The following is a 21,005-nucleotide window of genomic DNA, read 5'->3' on the forward strand; positions in this document are numbered from 1 at the left end:
GCCCGTCAGATGTGCAAAATGTATTCACGGACCAGTTTGCTACCGAAATACGCCAGCATTAGCAGGCAGAAACCGGCGAGGGTCCAGCGAATGGCCTTGTGTCCGCGCCAGCCGAGACGGTTACGGCCCCACAGTAGAACACTGAAGACGATCCAGGCCAGGCAGGCCAGCAAGGTCTTGTGCACCAGATGCTGGGCGAACAGGTTCTCGACGAACAGCCAGCCTGAAATCAGCGACAGCGACAGCAGGGTCCAGCCAGCCCAGAGGAAACCGAACAGCAGGCTTTCCATGGTTTGCAGCGGCGGGAAGTTCTTGATCAGGCCGGACGGATGCTTATGTTTGAGCTGGTGATCTTGCACCAGCAACAGCAACGCCTGGAAGACGGCGATGGTGAACATGCCGTAAGCGAGGATCGACAAGAGGATATGCGCAAGAATGCCGGGCTCTTCGTCGATGATCTGCACCGTGCCCGCAGGGGCGAACTGTGCCAGCAGTGCCGTGGCGGCACCGAGCGGGAACAGCAATACAAGCAGGTTTTCCACCGGGATTCGCGAGCAGGCCAGCAGGGTCAAGGCGATGACCGCCGCGGCAATCAGGCTGGCGGCACTGAAAAAGTCCAGGCCCAGGCCAATTGGCGTCAACAGGTGGGTAAACAGGCTGGCGCTGTGAGCCAGCACGGCCAGAACGCCGAGCGTGACCAGCAGACGCTTGTTCGCCTTGGCGCCAGTGGCCAGGCGAGTGCCTTGATAGAGGGTCGCAGCGGCATATAAGCAGGCGGCGGCGAGGGTAGTGAGCAAACTGGGTGACAAGGGGAGCATAAATCCTGTTAGGCAAGCCCGAAAGGCGCTGAGTTTGGCATAGAACCCCCGCAGCACGAAAGTGCGAGGTGTCCGCCAGACGCAGTCTTCGCTATAATCCGCGACCTGCCCACGCCGCAGGCTCGCCGAGCACATGTTTATTCCGGTCTGGGCCGCCATTATCCCGGTCTACACAGGGCCTGAAAGGATCGCGCAATGTTTGAAAACTTAACCGACCGTCTCTCGCAGACGCTGCGCCATGTCACCGGCAAAGCCAAGCTGACCGAGGACAACATCAAAGACACCCTGCGTGAAGTGCGCATGGCGTTGCTCGAGGCCGATGTCGCCTTGCCGGTGGTCAAAGACTTCGTCAATTCGGTCAAGGAACGTGCCGTCGGCACCGAGGTGTCGCGCAGCCTGACGCCGGGCCAGGCCTTCGTAAAGATCGTCCAGGCCGAACTCGAAAGCCTGATGGGCGCGGCCAACGAAGATTTGAACCTGAGCGCCGTTCCGCCTGCCGTCGTGCTGATGGCCGGTTTGCAGGGCGCGGGTAAAACCACCACCGCCGGCAAACTCGCGCGCTTCCTTAAAGAGCGCAAGAAGAAGTCGGTCATGGTCGTGTCGGCGGACGTTTACCGTCCGGCGGCGATCAAACAGCTGGAAATGCTCGCGGGTGAAGTCGGCGTTACCTTCTTCCCGTCCGACCTGAGCCAGAAGCCGGTCGACATCGCGCAAGCGGCTATAAAAGAAGCAAAGCTTAAGTTTATTGATGTGGTCATCGTCGATACCGCCGGTCGTCTGCACATCGACGAAGAGATGATGGGCGAAATCAAGGCGCTGCACGCCGCGATCAACCCGGTCGAAACGCTGTTCGTGGTCGACGCCATGACCGGCCAGGACGCCGCCAACACGGCCAAGGCCTTTGGCGATGCGCTGCCACTGACCGGTGTGATTCTGACCAAGGTCGACGGCGACGCCCGTGGTGGTGCCGCATTGTCGGTTCGTGCCATTACCGGCAAGCCGATCAAGTTCATCGGTATGGGCGAGAAGAGCGAAGCGCTCGAGCCGTTCCACCCTGAGCGTATTGCTTCGCGCATCCTCGGCATGGGCGACGTGCTCAGCCTGATCGAACAGGCCGAAGCGACTCTCGACAAGGACAAGGCCGACAAACTGGCCAAGAAGCTGAAGAAGGGCAAGGGCTTCGACCTCGAAGACTTCCGCGATCAGCTGCAACAGATGAAGAACATGGGCGGCCTTGGCGGCCTCATGGACAAGCTGCCGAACATCGGCGGTGTGAACCTGGCGCAAATGGGCAACGCCCAGGGCGCGGCAGAGAAACAATTCAAACAGATGGAAGCCATCATCAACTCCATGACCCCGGCCGAGCGCCGCGACCCTGAGCTGATCAGCGGTTCGCGCAAGCGCCGGATCGCCATGGGTTCGGGCACTCAGGTGCAGGACATCGGTCGCTTGATCAAGCAACACAAGCAGATGCAGAAGATGATGAAGAAATTCTCCGCCAAAGGCGGGATGGCCAAAATGATGCGCGGCATGGGCGGTATGTTGCCCGGCGGCGGCATGCCGAAAATGTAAAGAATTCGCGCAAGGGCTTGCTCTTGCGCACCCCACACGGAAGTGGGATCTCCAGCAAACCCGCACTTGGCGGGAGCTGACTGGCCGTTTTCAACGACGGCTCTATAGCAAATCTGGATGGCGTCCGATAGGCCGCCGGAAAAAGTCATTTGCAAAAGTCCGGATATTCCTTAGAATATGCGGCCTTTCGGGCACCTATGCCCGCTGTGCCTTTAGATTTGCAGCACCGACTACAGGAACGATGTTCACATGCTAACAATCCGTCTTGCCCTTGGCGGCTCCAAAAAGCGCCCGTTTTACCACTTGACCGTAACCGACAGCCGCAACCCGCGCGACGGTTCGCACAAGGAACAGGTTGGTTTCTTCAACCCTGTTGCTCGTGGTCAAGAAGTCCGTCTGTCCGTGAACCAAGAGCGCGTAGCCTACTGGCTGAGCGTTGGTGCACAGCCTTCTGAGCGCGTTGCTCAGTTGTTGAAGGACGCTTCTAAGGCTGCGGCCTGAGCAATATGAACGCGACGCCAGCTGTTGCTGATGATTTGATCGTTATCGGCAAGATTTATTCTGTTCATGGCGTTCGCGGCGAAGTGAAGGTTTATTCCTTTACTGATCCGACTGAAAACCTGTTGCAGTACAAAACCTGGACGCTCAAGCGCGAAGGCAATGTCAAACAGGTCGAGCTGGTCAGCGGACGTGGGAACGACAAGTTCCTGGTCGCAAAGCTCAAGGGTCTTGATGATCGTGAAGAAGCTCGTCTTCTGGCCGGTTATGAGATCTGCGTGCCGCGCAACCTGTTCCCTGAATTGACCGACGGCGAGTACTACTGGTACCAGCTGGAAGGTCTGAAGGTTATTGATCAACTCGGGCAACTGCTCGGGAAAATCGACCACCTTCTGGAAACCGGCGCCAATGATGTAATGGTGGTCAAGCCTTGCGCTGGCAGCCTGGATGATCGCGAACGCCTGTTGCCCTATACGGAGCAATGCGTGTTGGCCGTCGACCTTGCCGCAGGCGAGATGAAGGTGGATTGGGACGCGGACTTCTAAGCGTGGCTAACTTGCGCGTAGAAGTGATCAGTTTGTTTCCCGAGATGTTCTCCGCCATCAGCGAGTACGGCATCACCAGTCGTGCGGTGAAACAGGGGCTCTTGCAGCTCACCTGTTGGAATCCGCGAGACTACACGACGGATCGACATCACACTGTGGACGATCGCCCATTTGGCGGTGGCCCGGGCATGGTGATGAAGATCAAGCCCCTGGAAGACGCTCTGGTTCAGGCCAAGGCAGCAGCCGGGGAGGCGGCGAAGGTGATTTACCTGTCCCCCCAAGGCCGTCAACTGAATCAGTCGGCGGTACGCGAGTTGGCGAATCTGGATGCATTGATCCTGATTGCCGGTCGTTATGAAGGCATTGACGAGCGTTTTATTGAAGCTCATGTCGATGAAGAGTGGTCGATTGGCGACTATGTACTGTCTGGCGGCGAGCTGCCGGCGATGGTCCTGATCGATGCGGTTACACGACTGCTGCCTGGAGCTTTAGGGCATGCGGACTCCGCCGAGGAAGATTCCTTTACGGATGGTTTGCTGGATTGCCCGCACTACACCCGACCGGAGGTGTATGCGGATCAGCGTGTTCCCGACGTATTGCTAAGTGGCAATCACGCGCATATCCGGCGTTGGCGTTTACAGCAGTCCCTTGGTAGGACCTTTGAACGACGCGCCGATCTTCTGGAAAGCCGCTCGCTTTCTGGAGAAGAGAAGAAGCTGCTCGAGGAATACATCCGCGAGCGGGACGATAGTTAACAACGTATCGATGGTAGATCCGACGATTTACCTTAGGAGCACAGCATGACTAACAAAATCATCCTTGCACTCGAAGCAGAGCAGATGACCAAAGAGATCCCTACCTTTGCCCCGGGCGACACTATTGTCGTTCAGGTGAAAGTGAAGGAAGGCGACCGTTCGCGTCTGCAAGCGTTCGAAGGTGTTGTTATCGCCAAGCGTAACCGCGGCGTAAACAGTGCTTTCACCGTTCGTAAAATCTCCAACGGTGTTGGCGTAGAGCGTACTTTCCAGACCTACAGCCCGCAAATCGACAGCATGGCCGTTAAACGTCGCGGTGACGTACGTAAAGCCAAGCTGTACTACCTGCGTGACCTGTCCGGTAAAGCAGCTCGCATCAAGGAAAAACTGGCTTAAGTCCAGCTTCCGATGCAGAAAAAAGCAGCCTACGGGCTGCTTTTTTGTTGCCTGCGATTTATGCGTGCAATGGTTCCGCAGCTGGGCGGGCTATGAAAGACTGTCCCATCGTTACTTGTCTTGCCTGAGCCTTTATGCCCGCCATCGATCACCCTCTGATAGACCAATTCCTTGATGTCCTCTGGCTGGAAAAAGGTCTTTCCGACAATACCCGCGATGCCTATCGCAGCGACCTGGCTTTGTTCAATGGCTGGTTGCAGGAAAAAGGCCTCGAGCTGATCAACGCCGGTCGCGAACTGATCCTCGATCACCTGGCCTGGCGTCTGGAGCAAAACTACAAACCCCGATCCACCGCGCGTTTTCTCTCCGGCGTGCGTGGCTTCTATCGCTATCTGCTGCGGGAAAAGCTGATCGCAGTTGACCCGACGTTGCGTGTCGACATGCCGCAACTCGGTAGGCCGTTGCCCAAATCGTTGTCGGAAGCGGATGTGGAAGCGCTGTTGAAGGCGCCGGACTTGAGCGAAGCCATCGGCCAGCGTGATCGCGCCATGCTTGAGGTGCTTTACGCCTGCGGCTTGCGGGTGACGGAGCTGATCAGCCTGACACTGGAACAGGTCAACCTGCGCCAGGGCGTATTGCGCGTGATGGGCAAGGGCAGCAAGGAACGACTGGTGCCGATGGGTGAGGAGGCGATTGTCTGGGTCGAGCGTTACATGCGCGATGCCCGTGGTGAGTTGCTCGGTGGGCGGCCAAGTGATGTGCTGTTCCCCAGCCTGCGGGGTGAGCAGATGACCCGCCAGACCTTCTGGCATCGCATCAAGCACCAGGCCAAGGTCGCCGGGATCGGCAAGTCGCTGTCGCCGCATACCCTGCGTCACGCTTTCGCCACGCACTTGCTCAACCACGGCGCCGACCTGCGCGTGGTGCAAATGCTGCTCGGCCACAGCGATCTGTCGACCACCCAGATCTACACTCACGTTGCCCGCGCACGCCTGCAAGACCTGCACGCCAAGCACCACCCGCGCGGCTGAATGTCATCCCTGTGGGAGCGGGCTTGCCCGCGAAGGCGATGTAACAGTCAACATCTTCTTCGAATGTTACGGCCTCTTCGCGGGCAAGCCCGCTCCCACAAGGGTCTAAGTCTCCCTCTATGTCTTGCGTCAGGCGCATTCGGCCACGCGGGCCTTATGTGGTAGGCTTTGCCGGTTTGCACGATGGGCGATTATGACCCGGTGTTTCGGCACGGGCGTTCTGATCGTCCCATTTGTCCGCCTTCAGGAGTTCTCATGCGTCTGACCCATATTTTCGCCGCCGCAGCCATTGCGTTGGTCAGTACCTTTGCCGTCGCCGATGACGCGGCCGACAAAGCCATCCGTAAGAGCCTGGAAAACCTCCAGCTCGATGTGCCTGTCGAAACCATCACCGCCAGTCCGCTACCAGGTCTGTATGAAGTCAAACTCAAAGGCAGCCGCGTGCTTTACGCCAGCGCCGACGGCCAATATGTGGTTCAGGGCTATATGTTCCAGCTCAAGGACGGCAAGCCGGTCAACCTGACCGAGAAGACCGAACGCCTGGGCGTCTCGAAACTGATCAATGAGATTCCGGTCGCTGAAACCGTGGTCTACCCGGCGATCGGCGAAACCAAATCGCATATCACCGTGTTCACCGACACCACGTGCCCGTATTGCCACAAACTGCACGCCGAAGTGCCCGAGCTGAACAAGCGCGGCATCGAAGTGCGTTACGTCGCGTTCCCGCGCCAGGGCCTGGGCTCGCCGGGTGACGAACAGCTGCAAGCGGTCTGGTGCTCGAAAGACAAGAAAGCCGCCATGGACAAAATGGTCGATGGCAAGGAAATCAAGGCCGCCAAGTGCGATAACCCGGTTTCCAAGCAGTTTGCCCTCGGTCAGTCGATTGGCGTGAACGGCACACCGGCCATCGTTTTGGCTGACGGTCAGGTCATTCCGGGCTACCAGCCTGCGCCACAAGTCGCCAAACTGGCGCTGGGCGCGAAGTAAATTCGCATCGTCATGGCCAGCCCTTGACGATCATGGCCCGGCAGCAACATTTACCGGGTCATTAATAGAGAGTCGCGAACGTGCGGCTGTTTTCACGGCCGGCCTTGAGTCGGCCGTTTTATGGGGAGTTCACAGTGAAACCGGTCAAAGTAGGCATCTGTGGGTTAGGGACCGTCGGTGGCGGTACCTTCAACGTACTTCAGCGTAACGCCGAGGAAATTGCTCGTCGTGCCGGGCGTGGGATCGAAGTGGCACAAATTGCCATGCGCACGCCAAAGCCTCAGTTCCAAACGACCGGTATTGCGATTACCAACGATGTCTTCGAAGTGGCCACGAACCCTGAGATCGACATCGTCATAGAGCTGATGGGCGGCTACACCGTTGCCCGCGAGCTGGTACTCAAGGCCATCGAGAATGGCAAGCATGTGGTCACCGCGAACAAGGCACTGATCGCCGTTCACGGTAATGAAATTTTCGCCAAGGCTCGCGAGAAAGGCGTGATCGTGGCGTTCGAAGCGGCTGTTGCTGGCGGCATTCCGGTGATCAAGGCGATCCGTGAAGGCCTGTCCGCCAACCGTATCAACTGGGTCGCCGGGATCATCAACGGCACCGGCAACTTCATCCTCACCGAGATGCGCGAGAAGGGTCGCACCTTCGAAGACGTACTCGCCGAGGCGCAGGCCCTGGGTTACGCCGAAGCCGATCCGACTTTCGACGTTGAAGGCATCGATGCAGCCCACAAGCTGACGATCCTGGCGTCCATCGCCTTTGGCATCCCGCTGCAGTTCGACAAGGCTTACACCGAAGGCATCACCAAGCTGACCACCGCTGACGTGAACTACGCCGAAGCGCTGGGCTATCGCATCAAGCACCTCGGTGTCGCTCGCAGCACGGCAGCGGGCATCGAACTGCGCGTACACCCGACGCTGATCCCGGCTGATCGCCTGATCGCCAACGTCAACGGCGTGATGAACGCGGTGATGGTCAACGGTGACGCCGCCGGTTCGACGCTGTTCTACGGCGCTGGCGCTGGCATGGAGCCAACGGCTTCGTCGGTGATCGCCGACCTGGTGGACGTGGTTCGCGCCATGACCTCCGACCCGGAAAACCGCGTGCCGCACCTGGCCTTCCAGCCGGATTCGCTGTCCGCGCACCCGATTCTGCCGATCGAAGCCTGCGAAAGCTCGTACTACCTGCGCATCCAGGCCAAGGACCATCCGGGCGTATTGGCCCAAGTGGCGAGCATCCTGTCGGAGCGCGGCATCAACATCGAATCGATCATGCAGAAAGAAGTCGAAGAGCATGACGGATTGGTGCCGATGATCCTGCTGACGCACCGTGTGCTGGAACAGCGCATGAACGATGCGATCGCCGCTCTGGAAGCCCTGACGGGTGTGGTCGGTCCGGTTGTACGGATCCGCGTCGAACACCTGAATTAACAGCAGCTGCAAGCTTCAGGCTTTAAGCTGCAAGTGAGAGCAAAGCGCTGTTCACTTGTAGTTTTTAGCTTGCGGCTTGAAGCCAAAACCGAAGGTTTGCTCTTATGCGCTATATCAGTACCCGCGGCCAGGCACCGGCCCTGAATTTCGAAGACGTCCTGCTGGCCGGTCTGGCCACCGACGGCGGCCTGTACGTGCCGGAAAACCTGCCACGCTTCACCCAGGAAGAAATCGCTTCCTGGGCCGGCCTCCCGTATCACGAGCTGGCCTTCCGGGTGATGCGCCCGTTCGTGACCGGCAGCATTCCCGATGCCGATTTCAAAAAGATTCTTGAAGAAACCTACGGCGTGTTCTCGCACAACGCCATCGCACCGCTGCGTCAGCTGAACGGCAATGAATGGGTGCTGGAGCTGTTCCACGGCCCGACCCTCGCGTTCAAGGACTTCGCCCTGCAACTGCTCGGTCGCTTGCTCGACTACGTGCTGGCTAAACGCGGCGAGCGCGTAGTGATCGTTGGCGCTACCTCCGGCGATACCGGTTCGGCCGCCATCGAAGGCTGCAAGCACTGCGAAAACGTCGACATTTTCATCCTGCACCCGCACAACCGCGTGTCCGAAGTGCAGCGTCGCCAGATGACCACCATCTTCGGCGAGAACATCCACAACATCGCCATCGAAGGCAACTTCGATGACTGCCAGGAAATGGTCAAGAACAGCTTCGCCGACCAGAGCTTCCTCAAAGGCACGCGTCTGGTGGCGGTGAACTCGATCAACTGGGCGCGAATCATGGCCCAGATCGTTTACTACTTCCACGCAGCCCTGCAGTTGGGCGGCCCGGCGCGCTCGGTGTCGTTCTCGGTGCCGACCGGCAACTTCGGCGACATCTTCGCCGGTTACCTGGCGCGCAACATGGGCCTGCCGATCAACCAGTTGATCGTCGCCACCAACCGCAACGACATCCTGCACCGCTTCATGAGCGGCAACCAGTACGTCAAGGAAACCCTGCACGCCACGCTGTCGCCGTCGATGGACATCATGGTGTCGTCGAACTTCGAACGCCTGCTGTTCGACCTGCACGGTCGCAACGGCGCAGCCATTGCCGGCCTGATGGATACTTTCAAACAGGGTGGCGGTTTCAGCGTCGAACAGGAACGCTGGACTGAAGCTCGCAAGTTGTTCGACTCGCTGGCCGTGGACGACGCGCAAACCTGCGAAACCATCGCCGAAGTCTACGAGCAAACCGGTGAGTTGCTGGATCCGCACACCGCCATCGGCGTGAAAGCAGCGCGCGAATGCCGCCGCAGCCTGGATATTCCGATGGTGATCCTGGGCACCGCCCATCCGGTCAAATTCCCGGATGCAGTGGAGAAAGCCGGTGTAGGAAAAGCGCTTGAGCTACCTGCACATCTTTCTGATTTGTTTGAGCGAGATGAGCGTTGCACCGTGTTGCCGAACGATCTGAAAGCCGTGCAGGCCTTTGTCAGTCAGCATGGCAACCGCGGCAAGCCTCTGTAACCGGCAAACGCTGTCACATTTTGAAGCCCGTCTCCTGACGGGCTTTCTCATTTCTGCATGCCACACTTGTCGGGTTTTCGCCCCAGGAAGGACGGGCGATCTGATCGCGAAGGAAGTGGCAATGCTGTTTTTCAGAGGGTTCAAACCAGCCGCGTGCTGGATGTTTTTGATCGCTGTCCTGGGCGTTGCTCATGGGGCGGCGGCAGCGCAACTGACGACTGCCGAGCCCAAGGGCGCGAGAGTCGGTGCAACCATCGAGCTGGATGCCGATGAATTGGCATGGCTCGCCGAGCACCCGCGAGTCGTTGTCGCATCGGTGCAGTATCCGTTGTATCTGTTCAAGGATGAGCACGGTCGATGGAGTGGTCTGAACAACGATTTGCTCAATCACATCACGGCCATGACAGGCTTGCAGTTTGTACACGAAGAGTCGTTTTCCACCGATCAATTGCTCGGGCGTCTGGAGAGTGGCGAAGCGGACATGAGTACCACGCTTGCAATGAATGACGATCGCAAGACGTTTCTGGATTTCAGCCATGCCTTCGGTGGCGCCGGGTGGGTATTTGTCGGGCGGGCTGATGCGCCTGTTGTGCGTTCCCTGGATCAGTTGGCGGAAAAAGTGCTGGTGTTACCCACTCGTCACGCACTCGAAAGCACTATTCGCCGCGACTACCCGACGATCGAATTGCGCGCGGTCAAAACCTACGCCGAAGCCAGGGCGCTGGTTGAAAGCGGTGACGCCTACGCCACCATCGAAAATGAAATCGGTGCGCAGCTCTATCCCTTGGGGCAACTGAAGGTCGGGCGTGCGGTGGAGGGTAAGTGGGAGGCTGATCACCTTGCGGTACGCCAAGGTCAGCCGCTGTTGTTGAGTATTCTCAACAAGGCGCTTGAGGCTTTTCCTGCGGCAGAACTGCGTGCCATTCGCCTGAAATGGCTTAGAGGGGTAGCCCCCGTCGAGCCGACCTCTCGCTGGCCGCAGATATCTCAATGGTTCTGTTGGGGCATGTTCGTCATCAGCCTGTTCGGCCTGCTTTCCTTGCTCTGGAATCGCCGACTCGCGGCGTTGATCAACCAGCGTGCCGACGCGGAAAAAAGCCTCGGTGATCAACTGTCTTTCCAGCATGCCTTGATGGACGCCATGCCCGATCCGATGTTCGTGCGTGATCTGGAAGGACGTTTGATCATGTGCAACAAGAGTTACGAGGAGGGGCTCGGTACCCGTTTCGATCAGATTCAGGGAAGGCAGCTGATTGAACTCGATGTCTTGCCCAAGGCAACCGCAGCGCTGTTGCACGCCGAGTTCATGGCTCAGCTTGAGACGCGAAAGCCGCGCTTCAGTGAGCGTCAATTGATGTTCAACAACGGGGTCCGGGATATTTACCAATGGACGGTGCCGTTCTATGGTGCCGACGGCCAATTGCGCGGGTTGCTCGGGGGATGGACCGATATCGGTCGGCGCACAACATCAATGTGACGCGCTGTTTTTGCTCTGTCATCTTTGGCGTGCATGCTCTTTCGACCAGAGACGCTGTTGCGCCTGGAGCTGGAATTCAGAACTTTCTTCTCGGGCCAGTGGTCACTTATTGTAGACAGGCCCCAGGCACTTTGTTTTCGGACTATTGAGTGGTGATCGAGATGGAAAGTATCAGTCTATTGCTTGGTGAGGCGCTGAGCCCGTATCAGGTCACGCTGACTCCCTCGGGCGCGCATGGCGAATGCCTGGTGACGCTGAAGAGTACGACCGGCGCGATCATGGTCGAACGGCTGTTCAACCAGGCCCAGCTGGCCGATAAACGCCAGCTGACCGATGTGGTCGATGGTTTGCACCGCGATCTGCTGATTGCCGAAGGGCGGCTGGAGCCCTGTGTGATTGCGGCGTTGCGCAATGCGGCTCAGGACAAGATCCTGGCCCGCCGCAATTGAATTGCGTTTTTGTGGGAACCTTCCTGCGCCCACGTCAGTCAGAGCATGTAACAGCAGGATCAAGCATTGTGCTCCGGTGCTTGTAGCTTGCTGCCACTGGTCTTTATGTAGGCCACGTTTAACCCCGAGTCGTCTCCCCACTTCTCGGGGTTTCTTTTGCCTGCGATTTGTCACTGCCCGGCTTGATGCTCGAAAAACGCCTTGGTTTCTTCCAGGTAATCCTTACGCCTTGGCGGATCGAGCCAGTCGGCATACAACCGGTCCAGTCCCTCGTGAGGCAAGGTGCGCAACAGCTGATTTATTTCGCTGATAGCCTGTCGGCCCTGGGGTGTACTGGAGCAACCGATGTGCCCGGACAGGTACTTGCCCGTACCCTTGATCGGATAAAACGCCAGCTCGTCATCGGCGATGTTCGCTTGTTGGGCCAGGTAGCGGATTTCTGGCCAGTAACCCAGCACCACCTGCAATCGTCCCAGACGCTGCATCTGCAACAGACTGCTCAGGGCATCGTTGCCGTAGTGAGGCGTCAGGGCACCGTCCGGTGCCTGTTTGAGCAATGTGTCGAGCACCTCACCGTAACTGCGCTCGGCCACCACGCCGACTTTCTTTTGCCCATTGACCAGCAGCGCCGCCAGATCGACTTCTCCGTCGATCAAGAACGGCTCAAGCACCGATCGATCTTCCATGCGCACGACAAGCCCGTTGCTCACGGCACGGAAGGCCGGAATCGAGAACGTAATCCACTGTTCCCGCTCCTTGGTCCAGACCAGGGAGGGGTCGCAGGTAAACGATTCTTCGTGGAGCATTTGCATGGCCCGGGCGCGATTGACCCGCATCAGCGTGTGCTCGTATTGCGGCAAGCCGGCGATCAACAGCGGCAACATGTGATCGATAATCCCCTGACCTTTTTTTGGTCCTTCAAGGATCATCGTTGGCGGCAAATCGCGCAGCAACCAGATCAGCGTCTCTTTAGGCTGTGCCCAGACCGGAGATGCCAACCCGGCCGATAGCCCCACAGCCGCCACTGCGCACCAGTGGCGGGTGTTGTGACTGGCTGATGAAAGCAGGCGCTTCAGCTTAGATCGCCCCGTCTTCACGCAGCTTTGCGATCTGTTCCTTGTCATAACCAAGATCGTTCAGTACCTGCGCATTGTGTTCGCCCAACTGCGGCCCGACCCATTCCGATGTGCCGGGTGTCTCTGAGAGTTTCGGCACGATTCCCGGCATCTTGAAGTCTTTGCCATCCGGCAGCTTGGCCTGGAGGAACATTTCCCGGGCCAGGTATTGCGGATCGCTGAACATGTCTTCGGCGCTGAAGATCCGGCTCGCCGGCACATCGGCCTGATTCAACTGGGCAAGTACCGTGTCCAGCGGCAGCGAATTGACCCAGCGATCGATCACGCCATAAATCTCGTCACGACGACTGTCGCGCCCGTCATTGCTGGCCAGCACCGGGTCATTGGCCAGGTCTTCGCGACCGATGATCAGCATGAAACGCTTGAAGATTGCATCGCCATTGGCGCCGATCTGCACATGTTTGCCGTCGGCGCTGGTGTGGATCGAGGAGGGCGTGATGCCCGGCATGATGTTGCCGGTGCGCTCACGGATAAAACCGAAGACGTCAAACTCCGGGACCATGCTTTCCATCATGGCAAAGATCGCTTCATACAGCGCAACGTCGACCACTTGGCCCTCGCCACCGTTAACCTCGCGATGACGCAGCGCCATCAGCGCGCCAATGACGCCCCACAGCGCGGCAATCGAGTCACCGATGGAAATCCCGGTGCGCACCGGTGGCCGGTCTTCGAAACCGGTGATGTAGCGCAGACCGCCCATGGATTCGCCGACGGCGCCAAAACCCGGCTGGTCTTTCATCGGCCCGGTCTGGCCGAAGCCCGAGAGCCGCACCATCACCAGTTTCGGGTTCAGCGCGTGCAAGACTTCCCAGCCCAGGCCGAGTTTTTCCAAGACGCCAGGGCGAAAATTCTCGATGAGGATGTCCGCTTCGCTCAGCAGCTTTTTCAGAATCGCCAGACCGTCCGGGTGTTTCAGGTTCAGCGTCAGCGACTTCTTGTTGCGTGCCTGGACAAACCACCACAACGAGGTGCCTTCATACAGCTTGCGCCATTTGCGCAACGGATCACCGCCGTCGGGAGACTCGATCTTGATCACCTCGGCGCCAAACTCACCGCAGATGCGCGAGGCAAAAGGCCCGGCGATCAAGGTGCCCAATTCGATGACTTTAAGACCTGAAAGCGGTTTGGCGGTGAACGGCATGCTGGAACCTGTAGGACAAACGGTAAAGGGATATAGCCTTTTAACATAGCCCAACGTCAGACAAGCAAGGTTGATCGCCTTCAATTCGTTGATTGCCTACCGCATCGGTTAGACTTGCCGCCTTTCCTCGTATCAAGAAGCCCGTTCATGGCCCAGCCGTCCACGACCTACAAGTTTGAACTGAACCTCACCGACCTCGACCGCAGCATTTACGAGTCTGTGAAGCAGACCATTGCCCGTCACCCTTCGGAAACCGAAGAGCGCATGACCGTGCGGCTGCTGGCCTACGCCTTCTGGTACAACGAGCAGCTGTCGTTCGGTCGCGGTCTGTCAGACGTGGATGAACCAGCCCTGTGGGAAAAAAGCCTGGATGACCGTGTCCTGCACTGGATCGAAGTCGGTCAGCCAGACGCCGATCGCCTGACCTGGTGCTCGCGCCGCACCGAGCGCACCAGCCTGCTGGCCTACGGCAGCTTGCGTGTCTGGGAAACCAAAGTGATCCCGGCGATCAAGAACCTGAAAAACGTGCACATCGCCGCCGTGCCGCAAGACGTGCTGGTAACCCTGGCTAAAGACATGCCGCGCGTTATCAAGTGGGACGTGATGATCAGCGAAGGGACTATTTTCGTCACCGACGACCGTGGTCAGCACGAAGTCCAATTGCAATGGCTGAGCGGCGAACGCGGCTGATTATTCGTCGCTGGACCGCTTTGTCCGGTTTTATCCTACGTATTCAAGAGAAGCACCTGTCACCCCATGCGCATCGAACCTCGCCTGTTGCCCGACACCCTGCCATTCCTCGGTGATCTGCCGCCGCTGCTGACCCGCTTGTACGCGGCGCGTGGCGTGCAGTCGGAGGCTGAACTGGACAAGAGCCTGGCGCGTCTGATCCCGTTCCAGCAGCTTAAAGGCATCGATGCAGCGGTGGATTTGCTGGTCGTGGCGCTGGAACAGCGTCAGCGAATTCTGATCGTCGGCGACTTTGACGCCGATGGCGCCACCGCCAGCACCGTGGGCGTGTTGGGGTTGCGCCTGCTGGGCGCGGCGCATGTCGACTACCTGGTGCCGAACCGGTTCGAATACGGCTACGGCCTGACCCCGGAAATCGTCGAAGTCGCGCTGACGCGCACGCCACAGTTGCTCATCACCGTGGACAACGGCATTTCCAGTGTTGAAGGCGTCGCGGCGGCGAAAAAGGCCGGGCTCAAAGTCTTGGTCACCGACCACCACTTACCGGGCGATGAGCTGCCGCTGGCCGATGCCATCGTCAATCCGAACCAGCCGGGTTGCGGGTTCCCAAGCAAGGCACTGGCCGGCGTCGGGGTGATTTTCTATGTGTTGATGGCGCTGCGCGCGCGTTTACGCAGCCTCGGCTGGTACGACAGCAAGCCGCAGCCGAACATCGGAGAATTGCTGGACCTGGTGGCGCTCGGCAGCGTCGCCGACGTGGTGCCGCTGGATGCCAACAACCGGATTCTGGTGCACCAGGGCCTGGAGCGCATTCGTGCCGGGCGAGCGCGTCCGGGGATCAAAGCGATCCTCGAAGTCGCCAAGCGTGAGCCTGCGCGGATCACCTCGACTGATCTGGGCTTCATTGTCGGCCCGCGCCTGAATGCGGCGGGGCGCCTGGATGACATGAGCCTTGGCATCGAATGCCTGCTCACCGACGACGCAGGATTGGCCCGGGAAATGGCCGTGCAGCTCGACGGCATGAACCAGGACCGCAAATCCATCGAGCAGGGCATGCAGCGTGAAGCGCTGGCTCAGCTCAAGGACCTGCCGGTCGAGTCGATGCCGTTCGGCTTGTGCCTGTTCGATCCAGAGTGGCACCAAGGTGTCATCGGAATCCTCGCCTCGCGTATGAAAGAACGCTATTTCCGTCCGACGATTGCCTTTGCCGATGCAGGCGATGGCTTGCTCAAGGGCTCGGGACGTTCGGTCCAGGGTTTCCATATTCGCGACGCCCTGAGCGTGGTGGCGGCGCAGCATCCAAACCTGATCAGCAAATACGGCGGCCATGCGATGGCGGCCGGCTTGACGTTGCCGGAAGCGAATTTTCCGTTGTTCGCCGAGGCCTTCGACGCCGAAGTGCGCAGGCAATTGCGCGAAGAAGACCTGACCGGACGGCTGCTGTCGGACGGGGTGTTGGCGGTCGAAGAATTCCACCTCGAACTGGCCCGCGCCTTGCGCCATGCCGGGCCTTGGGGGCAGCACTTTCCGGAACCGTTGTTTCATGGCGTGTTTCAGTTGGTCGAGCAGCGCGTTGTCGGCGAGCGGCACCTCAAAGTGGTGCTGAAAAGCGAATGCGGCTCGGTGAAACTGGATGGCATTGCGTTCGGTATCGACCGTGATATCTGGCCGAATCCGACCATCAAGTGGGTAGAGCTGGCGTACAAACTCGACCTTAACGAGTTTCGTGGGAACGAGACGGTGCAATTGATGATTGCCCATATTGAACCTCGTTGAGTTCGTCGCGGGCAAACCCTGTGGAAGCGGGGTTACCCGCGATAGCGATCTACCTGACGCCAAATATCCCCGGAACCCTCCCTCATCCCGCGATGTCGACTAGGCTCTAAGCACTGCTTGATAATCCTTGTGACGTCTTGTCGAATTTTTTGCCCGCGGGGGCGGGTGCTCTACCTTTTTCCTGTCACTCGTCGACTTTTCAAACAGAACCCTGGAGCCTGCCCACTGATTCGAGAGGTGCCCCATGAGTCTGCTGCTTGAACCCTATACCCTTCGTCAATTGACCCTGCTCAACCGCATCGCGGTATCGCCAATGTGCCAGTACTCCAGCGTCGATGGACTGGCCAATGACTGGCACCTGGTCCACCTCGGCAGCCGCGCTGTCGGCGGTGCCGGGCTGGTATTCACCGAAGCCACGGCGGTCACGGCCGACGGGCGCATCACCGCCGAAGACCTCGGTCTATGGAACGATGATCAAATCGAACCGTTGCAACGCATCACCCGCTTCATCACCGCTCAAGGCGCGGTGGCCGGTATTCAATTGGCGCACGCCGGACGCAAGGCCAGCACCCATCGGCCGTGGCTCGGCAAGCATGGCAGCGTCAAACCCGACGACGGTGGCTGGGTCCCGGTCGGTCCTTCACCGATTGCTTTCGACCCGCAGCACACACCGCCCAAACAACTTGATGACAGCCAGATTGCTGAGGTCATCCAGGCCTTTGTCGCCTCGGCCAAGCGGGCGTTGACCGCCGGTTTCAAAGTTGTCGAAATCCACGCTGCCCACGGTTACCTGTTGCATCAGTTTCTTTCGCCGCTGAGCAATCAGCGGCGCGACCAGTATGGCGGCTCGTTCGAGAACCGGATCCGTCTGGTGCTGCAAGTTACCGAAGCAGTGCGTGCGGTGTGGCCTGAAGAACTGCCGTTGTTCGTGCGGGTGTCGGCCACCGACTGGGTGGAAGACGGCTGGAATCCGGATGAGACCGTCGAGCTGGCGCGTCGTCTCAAGGATCTGGGCGTGGACTTGATCGATGTGTCGTCCGGTGGCACAGCGGCCAATGCCGAGATTCCTACAGGACCTGGTTATCAGACCCGCTTCGCCGAACGGGTGCGCAAGGAGTCAGGCATTGCCACCGGCACGGTAGGAATGATTACCGAGCCTGCGCAGGCCGAGCACATTCTGCGCACCTGTCAGGCCGACATCATCTTCCTCGCGCGTGAGCTGCTGCGCGACCCGTACTGGCCGCTGCATGCCGATGATGACCTGGGTGGCCGCAAGGCCACCTGGCCGGCGCAGTATCAGCGGGCGACGCATCGCGATCAGCCGATTCATGAGTCTGATTTGCGTGACTGAGGTGATGCCGTAAAAAGCAAAAAAGCCCCGATCGAGTTGATCGGGGCTTTTTTTTTGCGAAAGGGATATTCAGCGCTAGGGCTGGCCTCATCGCGAGCAGGCTCGCTCCCACACTGGATTTTCATAAGACACAGATTTTGTATCCAACGAAGATCACCTGTGGGAGCGGGCTTGCTCGCGAAAGGGCCAGCCCAGACAACCTTTTACTATCAGCTGTACTTACGCTTATCCGGTGCCGGCGGGAAGTACTGGTACAACCAGGTCTCACTCAACGTGCGGTCATTGGTGCGGATGAACAACCGCAGTTCCACCGGCGCCACGCTGTCATTGGTCGGGTACCAGTCGAAAGTGATCCGGTAACCCTTGATGTCATCGAGCTGCAGCACATTGAAGTCCTTGACCTCGCCGTTGGAGCACGTCACCACCGGCTCGATCCCCGCGCCCTCCGGCAAGCGGTCCAGACCGCCGCCTGTGAAGTCCACGGCAAACCGGCGCGCCCAGACCTCTGGGTAATGCTCGCCCGGCGCCCAGCCCTCGATGAAGCCGCCCATGCCCGAACGAGTCGCATTGACCCGCGCCAGCGGTGTGCCGACCGGCGGCAACGCGCTCCAGTAGAGCTTGTAGCCGTAGTTCAGGGAGTCACCGGCTGCGACCGGTTTTTTCGGGGTCCAGAACGCGACGATGTTGTCCAGGGTTTCGCCGGTTGTAGGAATTTCCAACAGATCGATAGAGCCTTCGCCCCACGCCGTCGTAGGTTCTACCCACAGGCTCGGACGCTTGCTGTACCAGTCGACGGTGTCTTGGTAGCTGGCGAACTCGTGATCGGTCTGCACCAGGCCGAAACCTTTCGGGTCGGTGTCGGCGAAGGCGTTGAATTGCAGGGTCGCCGGGTTGTTCAGCGGACGGCAGATCCACTCGCCGTTGCCACGCCACATCGCCAGGCGATCCGAATCGTGGATCTGCGGGTGAATGGTGTCGCACATGCGGCGCTCGTGGGTGCCGCAGCTGAACATACTGGTCATCGGTGCGATGCCCAATTGTTCGATGGCGGTCCGCGCATTGATGTGCGCGTCGATGCCCATGACCACCTGGCTGGCCTGGCAATCAATGTCAAAACGGTACGCGCCGGTGGCACTCGGCGAATCCAGCAGGGCATAGACCACGAAGCGGGTGCTGTCCTTGTCCGGCGTCTCGAACCAGAACTTGGTGAAGTCCGGGAATTCCTCACGCTTCTTGGCGTAGGTATCGACCGCCAGCCCGCGGGCCGACAGACCGTACTGGCCCGTGGCATCTACCGCACGGAAATAGCTGGCGCCGAGGAAGGACAGCACATCGTGGCGGTCCAGTTCCGGTGCCTTGAACAACTTGAACCCGGAAAACCCCAGATCGCCCGTGAGCTGCTTGGTGTCGACCGTGGTTTTTTCGTAGTTGAACAGGGAAGGGCGGAAATGCACTTCACGGGCCTGCCGCGTCTTGGGATCGACGCTGTACATGCGCACCGGTTGCTTGAAACCCATGCCGACGTGGAAAAACTGCACGTCCAGCTGACCGTTCAAGTCTTTCCACAACGAGTGGTTGCCGTCGTAGCGGATCGCATTGAAATTCTGTGGCGTCATGGTCGCCAGTGTCGGCGGCAGAACTTGCTTGGTGTCCTGATAGCGGTTGCCGGCGAGTTGCTTGGCCTGGATCTTCAGCGCCTCGAAATCGAACGCCTGGGCGTCGCCATCAGCGGTGCCATTGCTTGCCCAGGCACGCGCGGCCATCAGGCCAGAGGCCGATAAACCGGTGTAAGCCGCAATGGCCATGGACGCTTTGAGCAAATTCCTGCGATGCATAAGTACAACCTGTCGTGAACAATCCCGCGCCGTTCCTGGCACGTGCTGGATCAAAAATATCGGTTCGGACATGCCTTCGGCCAAACGCAACGGACTCTACACAGATAACAAATAGCTTAAACGGTTCGGTTACCGAGAAAAAATGATTGGTAGCACTTTGGACACACGGCAATGAAACAAGAGATGTCGGTGAAGTTTTCCCACAGTACTTTCTGATTCATAGGGCATTTCTGCTTTTTTTGACTAATTACTCTAAAAACCGCTTTTCAGCGCCGCGAATGTTCCTATTCTGTGTTCATGACCGGTTTCTGCCCTTCAGGCCGGCGACAAACAAAAAGGAGAGGGCGATGCGGTTTTTGAAGTTTTCTCGGGCTTATAGAAGGACATCGTCCATGACGAAAGTACAAGGCATCACCCAATTGCTGGGAATTTTTCCTTGCCTGACGACCGAGCGGCGAAGGCGCCGGCTCAGCACGGACGAAATGAAATTGTTGGAAAGGTATCGGGAGCTGTCGGAGAGCGACCGAATTGCGATGCGGTATCTGGTGGATGCGATGCGGACTGTTTCGCGGTTTTGAGCGCCAAGCCAAAGGGGCGGACTGTGAAGTCCGCCCCTTTTTCATTTTTTCAATGCGTTCACATACAGGTGCCCACGATCGTGAACGGTCGCTGTGCCTGCATCAGATCAGGCATGTCCCGCCACTTGATCCAGGCCTGATGCTGCCAATGCAGCAGCGGCACCGATATGCCGGCCCACTGCAATGAACTCAGGCTTGGAATGTTATCCACAGGCGTCGCTTTCGCCTCGCGCAGCGTGGGTATGACTTCATTGCTCAGCCACTGACGCAGATTTCGGTTTTCCGGGACGAAATGGTGGACCAACAGGGCATACATTCCCGATTCGCTGACCATCAGCGATTCGCCGGTTTTGCCGTCCTTCAGCAACCAGACGTATCGTCGTTGATCGGGATCGAGTTTCAGGGTGAGGCGTTGGTCCAGCGGACGGCCTATGAGGCGACCGAGATCCTGGACACAGAACCAGGCTTGGTTGTCTTGCATGAAAGCGTGTAGGAAGCGGTTGTGGCGGGTGAAGACGGTAGGGGTGAAATGAGGATGGGTCATGGCCTGCCTCCGAGGAGACGGCTTAATGAGAAGGTGTTTTGAACGTACTTATGCATGAGGCTGACTTCCGTTTTGATTGAGAAAGTCGCCACCAACCCTTCGACAGGTTGGGTGGCGGACCGAGTGGCGTTCGAAGTCGGGACACTTCCAATCAAAACGGAAGCCGAAAGGCCCGCGCCACACGGCCCGCCATAAAGCAGAACTGAATGCGTAAACAGCTTCAGTTCTATGGGGGCGCGAGTAAGCACCGTTTTGATTTTTTCCGGCTTCGACCCCGGGTCGCTGATTTGGCAACGACGAGGTAAAGCCTATCGTTCAGGCGCTCGCGGCGCCAAGTCTACTCTGGCGCCGCGTGTTGTAGGAATTGGAGCCTTTATAGGAAGGCTCGATCTGTAGGAATTTCCTGTTTTTGCTTGAAGTGCAGTGAAGCAGCGTTGCAGCCTTGGTTTTTCCTATAGTTTTTTCCGTATTCA

At 58.6% G+C, this 21,005-nt stretch carries 20 protein-coding genes; 15 read left to right on the forward strand and 5 right to left on the reverse strand.

Annotation, left to right across the window (positions count from 1 at the left end; translation table 11 throughout):
- Positions 1-5: 5 nt before the first annotated feature.
- A complete protein-coding gene (locus K5K95_RS14055) occupies positions 6-818 on the reverse strand; it encodes an inner membrane protein YpjD (RefSeq protein WP_222589909.1) in 813 nt (270 codons plus the stop codon).
- Positions 819-1,013: 195 nt separating this feature from the next.
- Between K5K95_RS14055 and ffh the strand changes: the two genes are divergently transcribed.
- The 11 genes from ffh (at position 1,014) to K5K95_RS14110 (ending at position 11,481) form a co-directional block, all read left to right on the forward strand.
- Positions 1,014-2,390 carry a signal recognition particle protein gene (gene ffh, locus K5K95_RS14060; RefSeq protein ID WP_003209589.1) on the forward strand — a complete coding sequence of 459 codons (1,377 nt, stop codon included), beginning with the start codon at positions 1,014-1,016 and terminating at the stop codon, positions 2,388-2,390.
- 249 nt (positions 2,391-2,639) lie between these two features.
- A complete protein-coding gene (gene rpsP / locus K5K95_RS14065; protein ID WP_010463010.1) occupies positions 2,640-2,891 on the forward strand; it encodes a 30S ribosomal protein S16 in 252 nt (83 codons plus the stop codon).
- A 5-nt stretch (positions 2,892-2,896) separates the two neighbouring features.
- A complete protein-coding gene (gene rimM, locus K5K95_RS14070; protein WP_007944873.1) occupies positions 2,897-3,433 on the forward strand; it encodes a ribosome maturation factor RimM in 537 nt (178 codons plus the stop codon).
- 44 nt (positions 3,434-3,477) lie between these two features.
- Positions 3,478-4,188, forward strand: a complete 711-nt coding sequence (trmD, locus tag K5K95_RS14075) for a tRNA (guanosine(37)-N1)-methyltransferase TrmD (RefSeq protein WP_231997134.1) — start codon at positions 3,478-3,480, stop codon at positions 4,186-4,188.
- 45 nt (positions 4,189-4,233) lie between these two features.
- Positions 4,234-4,584, forward strand: a complete 351-nt coding sequence (gene rplS, locus K5K95_RS14080) for a 50S ribosomal protein L19 (RefSeq protein ID WP_003175895.1) — start codon at positions 4,234-4,236, stop codon at positions 4,582-4,584.
- A 134-nt stretch (positions 4,585-4,718) separates the two neighbouring features.
- On the forward strand, positions 4,719-5,615 hold the full coding sequence (gene xerD / locus K5K95_RS14085; RefSeq protein WP_090188011.1) for a site-specific tyrosine recombinase XerD: 897 nt from the start codon (positions 4,719-4,721) through the stop codon (positions 5,613-5,615).
- 255 nt (positions 5,616-5,870) lie between these two features.
- Positions 5,871-6,602: a bifunctional protein-disulfide isomerase/oxidoreductase DsbC gene (gene dsbC / locus K5K95_RS14090; RefSeq protein ID WP_222589910.1), complete on the forward strand. Its 732-nt coding sequence runs from the start codon at positions 5,871-5,873 to the stop codon at positions 6,600-6,602.
- 134 nt (positions 6,603-6,736) lie between these two features.
- Positions 6,737-8,041 (forward strand): homoserine dehydrogenase, encoded by a 1,305-nt coding sequence (locus tag K5K95_RS14095; protein ID WP_222589911.1) that lies wholly within the window; start codon positions 6,737-6,739, stop codon positions 8,039-8,041.
- 104 nt (positions 8,042-8,145) lie between these two features.
- Positions 8,146-9,555, forward strand: a complete 1,410-nt coding sequence (gene thrC, locus K5K95_RS14100; protein ID WP_090188006.1) for a threonine synthase — start codon at positions 8,146-8,148, stop codon at positions 9,553-9,555.
- 121 nt (positions 9,556-9,676) lie between these two features.
- Entirely contained in the window at positions 9,677-11,032 is a 1,356-nt protein-coding gene (locus K5K95_RS14105) for a transporter substrate-binding domain-containing protein (protein WP_222589912.1), read from the forward strand.
- 161 nt (positions 11,033-11,193) lie between these two features.
- Positions 11,194-11,481: a DUF3509 domain-containing protein gene (locus tag K5K95_RS14110; RefSeq protein ID WP_222589913.1), complete on the forward strand. Its 288-nt coding sequence runs from the start codon at positions 11,194-11,196 to the stop codon at positions 11,479-11,481.
- A 170-nt stretch (positions 11,482-11,651) separates the two neighbouring features.
- Here K5K95_RS14110 and K5K95_RS14115 read toward each other — a convergent pair whose 3' ends face one another.
- On the reverse strand, positions 11,652-12,578 hold the full coding sequence (locus K5K95_RS14115; RefSeq protein ID WP_261398177.1) for a TIGR02285 family protein: 927 nt from the start codon (positions 12,576-12,578) through the stop codon (positions 11,652-11,654).
- Positions 12,559-13,758 carry a CaiB/BaiF CoA transferase family protein gene (locus K5K95_RS14120; RefSeq protein ID WP_222589915.1) on the reverse strand — a complete coding sequence of 400 codons (1,200 nt, stop codon included), beginning with the start codon at positions 13,756-13,758 and terminating at the stop codon, positions 12,559-12,561. The genes K5K95_RS14115 and K5K95_RS14120 overlap by 20 nt, the downstream gene beginning before the upstream one ends.
- 147 nt (positions 13,759-13,905) lie before the next feature.
- Between K5K95_RS14120 and K5K95_RS14125 the strand changes: the two genes are divergently transcribed.
- From K5K95_RS14125 to K5K95_RS14135, 3 genes are all read left to right on the forward strand, one after another.
- A complete protein-coding gene (locus K5K95_RS14125; RefSeq protein WP_222589916.1) occupies positions 13,906-14,448 on the forward strand; it encodes a YaeQ family protein in 543 nt (180 codons plus the stop codon).
- Between the two features lie 66 nt (positions 14,449-14,514).
- On the forward strand, positions 14,515-16,224 hold the full coding sequence (recJ, locus tag K5K95_RS14130; RefSeq protein WP_222589917.1) for a single-stranded-DNA-specific exonuclease RecJ: 1,710 nt from the start codon (positions 14,515-14,517) through the stop codon (positions 16,222-16,224).
- A gap of 244 nt (positions 16,225-16,468) precedes the next feature.
- Positions 16,469-17,575, forward strand: coding sequence for an NADH:flavin oxidoreductase/NADH oxidase (locus tag K5K95_RS14135; protein WP_222589918.1), 1,107 nt, complete (start codon positions 16,469-16,471; stop codon positions 17,573-17,575).
- Positions 17,576-17,784: 209 nt separating this feature from the next.
- Here the strand turns inward: K5K95_RS14135 and K5K95_RS14140 are convergent, their stop codons facing one another.
- Entirely contained in the window at positions 17,785-19,410 is a 1,626-nt protein-coding gene (locus K5K95_RS14140; RefSeq protein ID WP_222589919.1) for a glucan biosynthesis protein D, read from the reverse strand.
- A 392-nt stretch (positions 19,411-19,802) separates the two neighbouring features.
- Between K5K95_RS14140 and K5K95_RS14145 the strand changes: the two genes are divergently transcribed.
- Positions 19,803-19,988 carry a hypothetical protein gene (locus K5K95_RS14145; protein ID WP_222589920.1) on the forward strand — a complete coding sequence of 62 codons (186 nt, stop codon included), beginning with the start codon at positions 19,803-19,805 and terminating at the stop codon, positions 19,986-19,988.
- A 58-nt stretch (positions 19,989-20,046) separates the two neighbouring features.
- On the opposite strand, the gene K5K95_RS14150 is transcribed toward K5K95_RS14145, so the two are convergent.
- On the reverse strand, positions 20,047-20,532 hold the full coding sequence (locus tag K5K95_RS14150) for a Bro-N domain-containing protein (RefSeq protein ID WP_222589921.1): 486 nt from the start codon (positions 20,530-20,532) through the stop codon (positions 20,047-20,049).
- Positions 20,533-21,005 lie beyond the last annotated feature (473 nt).

The sequence above is a fragment of the Pseudomonas sp. DR48 genome (genome assembly GCF_019823085.1).
In the GTDB taxonomy this organism is placed as follows: Bacteria; Pseudomonadota; Gammaproteobacteria; order Pseudomonadales; family Pseudomonadaceae; genus Aquipseudomonas.